The sequence below is a fragment of the Streptomyces sp. NPDC046876 genome, from assembly GCF_040645035.1.
Classification (GTDB): Bacteria; Actinomycetota; Actinomycetes; order Streptomycetales; family Streptomycetaceae; genus Streptomyces.
In genome coordinates this window covers 1-11,607 of sequence record NZ_JBEYXK010000152.1, presented here as the reverse complement: position 1 = coordinate 11,607, position 11,607 = coordinate 1, and the positions used below count along the sequence as shown (strand labels likewise).

Here is an 11,607-nt window from a genome sequence, read left to right as displayed (position 1 = left end):
GGGACCTGCGGCCCCGCCCCCGCCCCCCACAATCGCGGGCGCGCCACACCGCGGCGGGGGCTCCGCCCCCGCACCCCCGCGCCTCAAACGCCGGCGAGGCTGGATGGTGCCGGCCGGGCTGGATGGTGCGGCTGGGCTGGACAGTGCCGGCTGGGCGGGGCCGGAAAGCGCCGGCAGAGCTGGACGGTGCTGCGCAGCGGCAAATCCAGCCCGCGCGGCGTTTGAGCGCACCGGGCGCGAAGCGCCCGGGTCTTTTCAGCTCCCACCGGACCCACCCCAGCCGCGCCGGCGTTTGAGGCGCTGGGGTCTCTCAGCGGTAGCTGGGGGAGGGTCCGGCGGCGGAACCACCGATCTTTGAGCCCCGCCGGCGATTGAGGCGAACGGGGTCCGGGGCGGAGCCCCGGTTTCGGGAAGGGGCGGGGTGGGGGAACAGCCCCGCAGGGCAACCGGCCCCGCGACCGGGGCGGACCGGGCCGACCGGGCCGGGCGGCCAGGTCGGGGCGCGGCAGGCAGGCCGGGGCGCGGCGGGCAGGGGCGCGGCGGGCAGGCAGGGGCGCGGCAGGCAGGCCGGGGCACGGCGGGCAGGCCGGGTGGGCCGTCAGTCGGGTCGGGCGCGGCGGCCAGGTCGGGGCGTGGGGGTCAGGCCTGGGGCGGAGTGAAGAGGCGGGGGGCGGTGCGCAGGGCGTGGGCGGCGACGGCCTTGCCGAGGACGACGCCGGCCTCATCGGCGGAGCGGCTGTGAATGCCGGAGTAGACGCGCGCGTCGACGTTGTCCCGGGTCAGCTGGTCCCAGCCGGTGTACGTGCGCCGCACGCCGGGCGCGGTCGGACTCGTAAGGGAGAACGGCGCGGTCCGGGCCCCGACGAGCGCGTCGAGGATCGCCTCGGCGGCCCCGGCGTACGTGGCGTGGCCGCTCGGGTAGTCGGGGTGGGCCGGGGTCTGGTGCAGCGGGGTCCAGGCCGGATCGGTGCCGAGGCTGCCGGTCCGGATGGCGGTGACGGGGCGCCAGCGCGTGTAGGCGTACTTGCTGTCGGAGGTGGCGATCTGCGTGTCGACCAGGGCGGCGTGGAACAGCGCGAGGAGTTCCGCCCGCTCGGCGGTCGAGCGGTGCGAGCGGGTCACGGCCACCCGCAGCGGCTCGGTGTACAGGGTCAGCGAGGAGCCGTACCAGAAGGTGGCGGTCTCGGTCTGGCGCAGGGTGCGCACGGTGCTGTCGGCCTTCCCGTACGCGCGCACCTCCGCCAGATCCGCCCGGTAGCGGGCCGAGTCCAGCGCGGGCGGCGGGCCGAGCCGGTACTGGGACGGGGAGTCCAGCAGGAACGGCTTCGCCACGCGGTTGCCGTACTGGACCGCCGGGGCGTAGCCGTCGGGCGTGGGCTGCCAGACGCCGGGGGCGGCGGCCGGGACGGGGAAGGGGGCGTTCACGGAGGCCGGGTCGAGCCCGTCGCCCTCCCGCTCGGCGAGGGCGATCCGGGCCTGCCGGGCCCCGGCGGCGACACCCCGGTGCTCGGCGGCGCCGTCGGGGATCCGGTCGAGGGTGGCGGCGAGGGCGGCGTCGAGCTCGGGCGCGCGGGACGGCGCGAGGGAGACCAGGGCGTCGTGGACGGCGGAGGCGACCGCGGCGTCCTGGAAGGCGGCCCGGCCCCGCCCGGCGGGGGCCTCCCGGGCGGCGCGGGCGGCGGCGAGCCAGCTGATGGCCCAGGTACGGCTGTTGGTGATCTGGGTCGGCGCCCCGGCCGCCTCGACGGTGCGGGCGGTGGTGTCGTACCACTCGCGGACGACGGCCGCACCGTCCGCGGCGGGGGCCTCGGCGGCCCGGGCGGCCGGGACCGCGGCCGTGGCGGCGAGCGCCAGGGCGGATCCGAGGGAGAGCAGGGCAGAGCGGGACGGCTTCACGGACACTCCTGGTGGATGGGCGACGCGGCGCACCGGCCGGCATGCGCCATGACGCTAGCCAGCCACCACACGGCACACAACATCCCTAATGCGCCACAGCAGTTCGGAAACAGGCCTTTCATCCCCCGTCCACACCCGCGTTGCACTCGGCCGCAGGACGCCCGCAGGACCGCACGGTGCCCGCGCCGACGGCCCGCCCGCCTGCCCGCCCGCCTGTCCGGTCTCCGCCGTCAGGCCCCCAGACGTTCCGCTTCCGTCCTCAGCCGGGCCACCACGGTCTTCCCCGCCACGGTGAGCTCGGCGGCCGTGGAGAGCCGGTCGAGGGCCGCCCGGACCCGGTCCACGCCCGGATCCCGCCGCCCGGACTCCGCGCTCCTGAAGGCGGCCAGCGCCAGCTGCTCGTCCGCATCGGCCAGCAGTCGGGACACGGGTACCGGTCGGTGCCGCCAGGGCGAGGGGTGCAGCCACTGCCCGTCCAGCGCGTACAGGTCGGCGGCCTCGGTCAGCTCCCGCAGCCGGGACCGCCGCCGGCCCGTCAGCAGGGCCAGCGCCGTCTGGCGCACGCCCGCCGCCCAGGGCAGGCCCACTGCTCCGGGTCCGCGGCCGCCCCCGTCGGCGGCCGTGCCTGCGGACGCGGGGTGTCCGGTGAGCGGGGTGAGCGTGGTCAGCGCCGCCCGGGCCTCTGCCGCCAGGTCCGGCACGGTGCGGTGCAGGAGCGCCTGCGCCGCGTCGAGGCGGTCCGTCCAGTCGGCCGCCTCGGCCGGCTCCAGACGGGTGCGGGGTGTCCGGCCGAAGCAGTCGCGCGCCGGGTCGAGGTCGTCCAGCACCACGGGCCCGGCCGTGCCACCCCCGACCGGATGCCAGAGGCGCAGGGACTGCCAGTACGGGCCGCCCTCGGCCGGCCGGAGCCGTCCACCCGCCGCACCGACGGCCTCGAACCCGCCTTCGGTGCAGCGCAGTTCCCACTCGCCGGCCGGCACACGCAGCAGGCCGAGCGTCGGCAGGTACACGCCGTCGGCGGGCGGGTGCGGCAGCGGGGCCGCGAGGCCGAGCCGGCCGCGCACCACGGTGGCGGCCGCGAGGGCCGACAGCCTCCGGGCCGCCCGCCCGGCCCGTACGCGGCCTTCCTGTGCGGCCCGTAGCTCCGCCAGCAGCCAGGTCCGCGTGTAGGGGTGGTCCAGTACGGCGTCGAGGGCCTCGGGCGCCGCCTCCTCCACGCGTTCCACCAGCGCCCATGCGCGCCGCCAGGCTCCGGCCCCCGGGTCCGCCGCCCCGGCTGCGGGCGACAGGGCCGTGTGCAGCCGGGCGAGCAGCAGCCGGGTCAGGTCCTGCTGGGAGGCGGCGAGCGCGTCCGGGTCGGCGGCCTCGCGCCCTGCGGTCTCGCGGGCGGTGCGGGCCTCCACCCCGTCGACCAGGGCCCGCAGGTCGGCGCAGTAGACGGAGGGGTTCGCGAAGCCGCCGCCGGAGCGGAAGCGGTGCGCGTACAGGCCTCCGCCGCAGGAGCGCACCACCGGGCAGCTGCGGCACTGCGGGCCGAGGCCGGCCAGGCCCGCCTGTCGGGCCCGGATGCCGGGGTGGGCGGCCACCTCGTCGAACCGGTGGGTGCGGACGTCGAACCCGGTGGCGGCGGCGCCCTCGTAGGCGGTCTTGAGGGAGTCGGCCTGCTCCAGGGTGCCGTCGGTCTCGATGACGACGAGGTCGCTCGGAGCGAGCCCGAGCGATTCGGTCAGGGCGGGCCCGCCGCGCAAGGTGCTCAGCAGGGAGTCGAACAGCCGGACCGGCACCGGGCGTCCGCGGGCGTCCCAGTGGTCGAAGGCCCGCAGCAGCCAGCGGGCGTAGGCATCGGCCGCTCCGCCGGGCCGCGGCGGCGGGGTGTCCCAGGTGGCGTGGGGCAGCAAGAGGTCGATCCGGGGCGGTGCGAAGGAGGCCAGCGCGTCGAGGACGGCGACGGGGTCGTTCTCGAGGTCCACCGTGCACAGCAGGCCCAGGTAGAGGGGGCGGTGGCGGTCCTGGCGCAGAAGGGCCAGGGCCCGGGCGACCCGGGGGTGGCTGGAGCGGCCGTCGGCGAACCGGCGGTGCCGGTCGTTGGCCGCGCGGTCGCCGTCGAGGGAGACGCCGACCTTGACCCCGTACTCGGCGAACAGGTCGAGGAAGGCCTCGTCCAGCCGGACTCCGTTGGTGTGGATGCGCAGGTCGAGTACGGTCGCGGGGCCGATACCGCGGGCCAGCGCCGCGCACAGCCGCCGCAGCCGGGCGGTCCCGGCCAGCAGCGGCTCGCCGCCGTGCAGGATGACCGTCACCGAGGGCAGGGCGTGGTCCCGGGCGTGTTCGGCGATCCGCTCCGCCGTGCGCTCGGCCACCTCCTCGGAGAGCACCGGGGGCCGCCGGCGCCAGCTCCGGTCCGCGTGCTCGTAGACGTAGCAGTGGTCGCAGGCGAGATCGCACCTGCTGTGCACCTTGACCACGAACTCACGGAACGGCACGGGCACCGGCAGCGGCGGTGCGGGGCGTCCGGCGACCTCCACCACGGCGGCGGTCGCGCGCTCAGAGCGCGGAGTTGAAGCCGACGTCCCGCCTCTCGGGGTCGGCCGCGCCCGGCAGTAGCCGGGCGATCCGACGGTCGGCGGCGGCGTCCGGGCCGGCGGCGGCGAGTGCGGCCAGGGTCGGCCGGGCGGTGCGCCCGGGGCGGAAGGACGACGGCTGCTTCGCGGTGGTGTCCACGGTTCCCCCCGGGGGATCGGCGGTGTGCTTCCATGGGGAGGCTAGGGGGCCGGGGGCGGTCGGGGAAGGCCGCCTCCCGACGCGGTGCCGGCCGCACGGCCCGGCGGGATCAGGCGGAAGCCGAGGACACTGTGCGCGTCGAGGTGCGGACCGGGGACGGCCGGAGGCTGATCGCCGAGGAGTGGGGCGAGCCGGACGGCCTGCCGGTGCTCCTGCACCACGGCACGCCGGGCAGCCGGATCGGGACGGCCCTGTCCGATGCCGCCCGGCGGCACCCGGAGTTCCGCTTCTTCGCCTACGACCGGCCCGGGTACGGGGACTCCGACCGGCGGCCCGGCCGGAGCGTCGCGGACGCCGCAGCCGATGCGGCCGCCGTCGCGGACGCCCTGGGCGTGGGCACCTTCGCGGCGGTCGGCCGCTCCGGGGGCGGTCCGCATGCGCTCGCCTGCGCCGCGCTGCTCCCCGGGCGGGTGACGGCGGTGGCCGTCCTGGTCGGGCTCGCTCCCCGGGACGCCGCGGGACTGGACTGGTTCGCCGGCATGACCCCGCACAACGTGGCCCACTATTCGCTGGCGATGCTCGACCCCGAGGCCCTGGAGCGGCAGATCGTGCCCCTGGCCGGGGTGATCCGGCGGAACCCTGCGCGGCTGCTCGAGGAGCTGCGGGGGGATCTTGCGGACGCGGACCTGCCGGTGCTGGAGGACGAGCGGGTACGGCGGGTGATCCTGGACAACTACCGTGAGGGACTGCGGTCTTCGGCGCACGGCTGGCTCGACGACGCGCTGGCGCTCTGCCGGCCCTGGGGGTTCGAACCGGGGGCCATCGCCTGCCCGGCCCTGGTGTGGCACGGGGCGCAGGACGCGTTCTCCCCGACGGGGCACGCCCGCTGGCTGGCCGAGCACATCCCGCGCAGTACGAGCGTCCTCGAACCCGGAGCGGGCCACTTCGCCGCGCAGTACGCGCTGTCATACGCCCTGGGGTGGCTCCTGTGAGGCGCGCGGGGCGGGCGGAGTGGAGGGGGCGTACGGTACGGACGGTACGGACGTGCTCCAGCCCGCCGGGGCTGCCAGCGTCTCGCGTACGCCCCTGAGGCAGTCGATGACGCGCTCGTGCGAGTCGCCGACGCTGTCCTCCATCCGCACGCGCACCTGGAAGGAGCGCACCTCGTCGACGAACCGCCGGGAGAACACCCCTATCTCGATGGTCTCGTACGTGCCGGTCGCCACCAGCGGGAACCCTCCGCCGAAGGAGGCGATCCGGATGTCCACCCCGGCCCTGAGGTCCAGGGCCGCGAGCCGCGCCGCGACCCCGGCCAGGTCCGACCACTCCCCCTCGGGCCCGGCAGCCCCTTCGGGGTCGGCGGCCGCCACCAGCCGGTAGTCGACGCGGGTGAGCACCACGTTGTGCTGTCCGCCGTTGAACAGGCCCACCCGCCAGCACCGCTGTCCCGCCGTCAGCTCGCCCTCCGCGAAGGACGAGCGCCATCCCAGCACCGGCCGGACGGTACGGGCGTACTGGGCGCGCGCCAGCACGGCGCCGGCGGCGATGGCGAGCAGGCTGGCCAGCGGCTCCTGGCTCATCAGCTCCAGCCGCCACGGCCACCGGGCGCGGGTCGCCTCCGGGAGGTTGGAGCGGACCACCTCCCACACGAGGATCGCCCCGAGTGCGCACAGCAACACGAGCGGCGCGGTGAACAGCCACGGGTTGCGCCTGATGCGCCGCTGCTCCGGTTGCGGCCCGGCGCTCACCCGGTCCGGTCGTCCCTCGCTCATGCCCCGCCTCGCTTTCCGTCAAAGTCGAGCCCCCGCCCGGGAGTTCGGGCGGGGGCTCGTCATTGTGCCGGGTGGCGGCCGGCCGGGGGGAGCGGTCGGTCAGTAGACGCTGACGCCGTAGGCGCTCAGGGCCTCGGTGACCGGCTGGAAGAAGGTCGTGCCGCCGGAGGTGCAGTTGCCGCTGCCGCCGGAGGTCAGGCCGATGGCCTGGCTGCCGGAGTAGAGCGGGCCGCCGCTGTCGCCGGGCTCGGCGCAGACGTTGGTGCGGATCATGCCGTAGACGATGTCGCCGTTGCCGTAGTTGACGGTGGCGTTGAGGCCGGTCACCGAGCCGCTGTGGGTGCCGGTGGTGGAGCCGCGCCGGGTGACGGACATGCCGACGGTCGCGTTGGCGGCGCTGGTGATGTCCTGGCTGCCGACGGTTCCGGGGTGGGCGAGGGAGGTGTTGTCGTAGCGGACCAGGCCGTAGTCGTTGTTCGGGAAGCTGGAGCCCACGGTCGCGCCGATCGTGGTGGTGTGCGAGGAGTTCGTCCACCAGGTGCCCGCGCCGTCGGTGCAGTGGCCGGCGGTCAGCACGTAGTACGTGGTGCCGCTGCGGACGTTGAAGCCGAGCGAGCAGCGCCAGCCCGACGTGTAGATCGCGTCGCCGCCGGAGATGAGCTTGCTCAGCTTGCCGGGGATCCGCTCGATGCGCAGGGCGGCCGCGCCGGCGCCGGCCTCCTTGCGGATCTTCGCGAGGTCCGCGGCGGTGACGGTGGAGTCCGCGGCGACGACCAGGGTGCCGCTGGCGGGGTCGGTGTACCAGGCCGTGCCGGCGACGTCGGCGCGCTCGACGGAGGCGCCCGCCGCTGCGAGGGTGGCGGCGCTGAAGCCGCTGTCCGCGCTGGCGGCGGTGGGCGCGGCGAGCCCGGCGACGGCTGCCAGGCCGGCGGCCACCGCGAGCAGCCGGGTACGGGTGATGCTCTTGATCCTCACTTCTCGTCCTCCCGGGAGGGATCGGGGGCCCGGCGGACGTGGGGGGTGCCGGAGCCCGTGAGGCGCAGCCGGGGGTACGGCGGGCGCACTGGATTTCGTCGTGCCCCTGACAAACCCCCGAATGGCGCTGTCGGGAGTGTCCCGGCGTCGAATACGGGGGGCAAGGGCATCTTTCAGCCTCCGAAGGCCTGTCGGGCCGCGGAGGCGGGGTCGTAAACGCGTACCGCCCACGCGCCCTCCCGGCGGGTCGGGGCGATCCGCGCGTCGGCGGGGGCGGCGAGCCGGGAATGCGCAGGCGCGCCGCCGTCCTCGGCCAGGACCGCCTCGCCCCCGAAGGGCTCGCCGTCCGGGCCGAGGCCGTCCTCCGCGGAGGCGGTGGGCGCCACCCCGTCACCGGTGGGGTGCCGGTGGCCGGGAACGGCCGGAATTCGACCTTCCGGGTAGTCGGCGAGGGGGAGGGGGCCGTAAGGGGCGGACACGGACGCCGCCCGGCGTTCGTGCCGTTCCGGCCGGGCGGCCTTGGGATCGTCTGCGACATCGTTCATCCCGCTCAGCCCTTCCACACAGGCCCGGACGGGAACCGTTCTGTACGCCGTCCGGGCCTGTGGGTGCCTGACGGGGGCTCAGGGCCCGACCCGCGTCGGCGGCGCCGGCCGCGCCGGCCGCGCCGGCCGCGCCGCCCCCGGCGTCAGCTGCAGCCGCAATCGCAGCCGCCGCAGTCACAGCAGTCGCAGCCGTCGCAGCAGTTCCCGCAGCACTCGCAGCTGTCGCAGCACTCGCAGGCGTCGCACCAGGCGTCCCGCTTCTTGCGCGACCACGGCCCCTCGTGCTCCGAGCAGCACAGCTGGCAGGTGCAGAACAGCCCGATGGCCACCGCGCAGCCGGCCAGCAGCCCGCGGCGGGGCCTCTGCGGCGGCAGCCCGCCACCGCCGCCCATCGGGGGCGGCATGCCCGGACCGCCGGGGCCGCCCGAGCCGCCGCCGTAGGGATTGCCTCCGTACGGGTTGCCGCCGTAGGGGCCGGAGCCGTACGGGCCGCCCTGCTGGCCGCCCGCGTACGGATCGCCCGCGTAGGGGCCGCCGCCGTACGGGGCGCCCGGGCCGGGGCCGTAGCCGGGGCCCTGCGGCGGCGCGCCGTAGCCGGGGCCCTGCGCGGTGGCGTTCGTGCCGGCGTGGGCGTGGCCGCAGGAGGAGGTGCCGAAGGCGCGGTCCACCGAGGTACGCAGCTCGTGCACCAGCAGCCGGTGGGCGAGCCCCGCGTCGGCGAACTCGACCTCCCGCAGCGCGAGCCTGATGCCGTGCAGGGCGTCGTCGCACAGCCGCCGCGCCTCGGCAAGGGAGGTCCCGGTGGCGGCGAGGGGGTTCCAGGCGCCCGCCGCGGCGTCCGCGTGCCGGTCCTCCACGGCGTCCAGCAGGTGCGCGAGCCGCCCGAAGTACCGACCGGCCTCGGCGAGCGGCGCGGCGTTGCCGGGCTTGCCGGCCAGCTGCGCGGTGTGGGCGAAGGCGGCGGCGGTCGCGGTCTCCGTCGGCTCGGTCACCACGAGCACCGGGGTGCCGGGGCCGGCCAGGGTCTCGATGCCCGCCTGGCGGTCCACGGCGTCGACGAGGACGGCCGTGTCGAAGCCGAGCGAGGCGCCGGTGCGGGCGCCCGCCCGGTCCCAGCCGCGGGCCACCTTGCGGGCCGCGGCGGCGATGGGGGCGCGGGCCAACAGGCCGTCCCCGTCGGCGACGTGGTCGCGCACCTTCGCCGAGGCGAGCACGAGGGAGACCGCGGCCGCGAGGCGTGCGCCTTCGCCGTTGGCGACGGGAGCCGTCCGCATGCCGCGCAGCGGGCAGGGGCCGGCGGTGCGGCGGGAGCCGGCGGCGGGACCGGACTGAGCCTCCGTCAGAACGGAGACCAACAGACCGTCATAGTTCGTGACGATCCGGGCGAACTGGCCGTGGTCCCCCCGAAGTGCCAGGCAGAGGCCGCAGAGATGAGCCATCCACTCCGTCTTGAAACGTTCTCCCAAACGGTGTGTGCAAGGCCTGACTATGCCGAACAATCCGGGTCCCCCGAGTGTCAATCGCTTACGAGATGGGCATCGTATCGAGCCGGATCGGTCACCCGTACGTCCCTGCCCACCACCCGGACGGCAGTAGTCATCATATTTTCACTCAGTCAGCAGTGCGGTCGATCAGCATCCTTGACCGTGCAACGGATGTTCTGCACCAGTACCGTCACGAAACCCCTGCGCGGCGGCTATCCACTTGGCGCGTTGTCAGCATCATGGACGACCATAGGGAAGCGGAGAGAAGACAACCGACCGCGGTGAAAGGAGGCGTCCATGGGTTCGGTACGCAAGGCGAGCGCTTGGCTGGGTCTCGTGGAGGACAGTGACGACGAGCGTTACTACGACGACGACTACGCGGAGGCCGCCCACGGTTCCGTCGCCGGGCCGGGCGACCAGTGGGTCACCGACCCGCGGGTCAGGGTCGCGTCGGAGTCGGCCGTCGAGCAGGGCCGCCGGATCGCCACCGTCACGCCGGACGGCTTCCGCGACGCGCGCGGCATCGGCGAGCTGTTCCGCGAGGGCGTCCCGGTGATCGTGAACCTGTCGCTGATGGACCCGGCCGACGCCAAGCGCGTCGTCGACTTCGCGGCCGGCCTGACCTTCGGCCTGCGCGGCTCGATCGAGCGGGTGGCGACCAGGGTCTTCCTGCTGACCCCGGCCGACACCCAGATCGTGAGCGGCGAGCCCGGCGGCCGCTCGCGCGACTTCTTCAACCAGAGCTGAGCCGGGCCCTCACCGGAAGGCGTCGAGACCGGTGAGCGCCTTGCCCAGCACCAACTGGTGCATTTCCACGGTGCCCTCGTAGGTGAGCACCGACTCGAGGTTGGTGGCGTGCCGCATGACGGGGTATTCGAGGGAGATCCCGTTGGCACCCAGGACGGTCCGCGCGGTGCGGCAGATGTCGATGGCCTCGCGGACGTTGTTGAGCTTGCCGAAACTGATCTGCTCCGGGCGCAGGGTGCCCGCGTCCATACGGCGGCCCAGGTGGTGGGCGAGCAGGATGCCCTTGTGGAGTTCCAGCGCCATGTCGGCCAGCTTGGCCTGGGTGAGTTGGAAGCCGCCGATGGGCCTGCCGAACTGCTCCCGGGTGCGCGCGTAGTCGAGCGCGGCCTCGAAACTGGCGCGTGCCGCGCCCATGGCGCCCCAGACGATCCCGTACCGGGCGTGGCTGAGACAGCCCAGCGGTCCCTTGAGCCCCGTGACCCCCGGCAGCACCGCGTCGGCCGGCAGCCGGACGTCGTCCATGACCAGCTCGCTGGTGACCGAGGCGCGCAGCGACCACTTGTGCTTGATCTCGGGCGCGCTGAAGCCGGCGGAGTCGGTCGGGACGGCGAAACCGCGGATGCCGTCCTCGGTCTGCGCCCAGACCACCGCGACCGAGGCCACCGAGCCGTTGGTGATCCACATCTTGCGGCCGTTCAGGACCCAGTCGGAGCCGTCGCGCTTGGCGTGGGTGCGCATGGCGGCGGGGTCGGAGCCGACGTCGGGCTCGGTCAGGCCGAAACAGCCGATCAGCTCGCCGGCGGCCATGCCGGGGAGCCAGCGCTGCTTCTGCTCCTCGGAGCCGTACTTCCAGACCGCGTACATGGCGAGCGATCCCTGGACGGAGACGAGGGAGCGGATCCCGGAGTCGGCCGCCTCCAGCTCCAGGCAGGCCAGGCCGTACTGCACGGCGCTGGCGCCGGCGCAGCCGTAGCCGGTGAGCGACATCCCGAGGGCGCCGATCCGCCCGAGCTCGCGGGCGAGCTCGCGGATCTGCGGGAGCTCACCCTGCTCGTACCACTCGGCGATGTGGGGCAGGACGCGGTCGGCGGCCCAGTTGCGGACCGTGTCGCGGACGGCGAGGTCCTCGGGGGTGAGGAGCTCGTCGAGCCCGAGCGGGTCGGTGGGTACGAAGGACACGGGGGCCTCCCGGCGGGCCTGGACCTGAGACAAACCTAGCGCTGCAAGTTTGTCGCCCCGCCGCCCCGGGGTCCACCCCTGCCTTGCCCACATGCCCGGGCGACCTGGGATCCCGCCCCCTCCGAAGCGGGCGGGGGCGCCGGGCGTCCGCTGCGCGGAGCCGTTCCCCTACCCGCCCCTTCCCGAAACCGGGGCTGACGCCCCGGACCCCGTTCGCCTCAAACGCCGGCGGGGCTGAAAGACCCGGGCGCTTCGCGCCCGGTGCGCTCAAACGCCGCGCGGGCTGGT

General features: G+C 75.4%; 10 protein-coding genes. 2 read left to right on the top strand and 8 right to left on the bottom strand.

Going from position 1 to position 11,607, the window contains the following annotated elements; translation table 11 throughout:
• Nucleotides 1-639: 639 nt before the first annotated feature.
• From ABZ924_RS36450 to ABZ924_RS36440, 3 genes are all read right to left on the bottom strand, one after another.
• Complete coding sequence (locus ABZ924_RS36450) at nt 640-1,896, bottom strand: vanadium-dependent haloperoxidase (protein WP_361919680.1); 1,257 nt, start codon at nt 1,894-1,896, stop codon at nt 640-642.
• Nucleotides 1,897-2,126: 230 nt separating this feature from the next.
• Complete coding sequence (gene fxsB / locus ABZ924_RS36445) at nt 2,127-4,421, bottom strand: radical SAM/SPASM protein FxsB, inactivated metallohydrolase extension form (protein WP_361919678.1); 2,295 nt, start codon at nt 4,419-4,421, stop codon at nt 2,127-2,129.
• Nucleotides 4,422-4,440: 19 nt separating this feature from the next.
• The gene (locus ABZ924_RS36440; protein WP_361919676.1) at nt 4,441-4,617 is read right to left on the bottom strand and encodes a hypothetical protein; all 177 of its coding nucleotides are present in this window, start codon (nt 4,615-4,617) and stop codon (nt 4,441-4,443) included.
• 131 nt (nt 4,618-4,748) lie between these two features.
• Here ABZ924_RS36440 and ABZ924_RS36435 point away from each other — a divergent pair, with 131 nt between their 5' ends.
• The gene (locus ABZ924_RS36435) at nt 4,749-5,609 is read left to right on the top strand and encodes an alpha/beta hydrolase (protein WP_361919674.1); all 861 of its coding nucleotides are present in this window, start codon (nt 4,749-4,751) and stop codon (nt 5,607-5,609) included.
• Here ABZ924_RS36435 and ABZ924_RS36430 read toward each other — a convergent pair.
• From ABZ924_RS36430 to ABZ924_RS36415, 4 genes are all read right to left on the bottom strand, one after another.
• The gene (locus ABZ924_RS36430) at nt 5,583-6,389 is read right to left on the bottom strand and encodes a hypothetical protein (protein WP_361919672.1); all 807 of its coding nucleotides are present in this window, start codon (nt 6,387-6,389) and stop codon (nt 5,583-5,585) included. The genes ABZ924_RS36435 and ABZ924_RS36430 overlap by 27 nt on opposite strands.
• A gap of 99 nt (nt 6,390-6,488) precedes the next feature.
• Nucleotides 6,489-7,364, bottom strand: coding sequence for a S1 family peptidase (locus ABZ924_RS36425; RefSeq protein ID WP_361919670.1), 876 nt, complete (start codon nt 7,362-7,364; stop codon nt 6,489-6,491).
• Between the two features lie 173 nt (nt 7,365-7,537).
• Nucleotides 7,538-7,909: a hypothetical protein gene (locus ABZ924_RS36420; RefSeq protein WP_361919668.1), complete on the bottom strand. Its 372-nt coding sequence runs from the start codon at nt 7,907-7,909 to the stop codon at nt 7,538-7,540.
• 143 nt (nt 7,910-8,052) lie between these two features.
• On the bottom strand, nt 8,053-9,408 hold the full coding sequence (locus ABZ924_RS36415; protein WP_361919666.1) for a DUF5685 family protein: 1,356 nt from the start codon (nt 9,406-9,408) through the stop codon (nt 8,053-8,055).
• A gap of 282 nt (nt 9,409-9,690) precedes the next feature.
• Here ABZ924_RS36415 and sepF point away from each other — a divergent pair, with 282 nt between their 5' ends.
• Entirely contained in the window at nt 9,691-10,140 is a 450-nt protein-coding gene (sepF, locus tag ABZ924_RS36410; RefSeq protein ID WP_361919664.1) for a cell division protein SepF, read from the top strand.
• A 9-nt stretch (nt 10,141-10,149) separates the two neighbouring features.
• On the opposite strand, the gene ABZ924_RS36405 is transcribed toward sepF, so the two are convergent.
• Complete coding sequence (locus ABZ924_RS36405) at nt 10,150-11,319, bottom strand: acyl-CoA dehydrogenase family protein (protein WP_361919662.1); 1,170 nt, start codon at nt 11,317-11,319, stop codon at nt 10,150-10,152.
• Nucleotides 11,320-11,607: the final 288 nt, after the last annotated feature.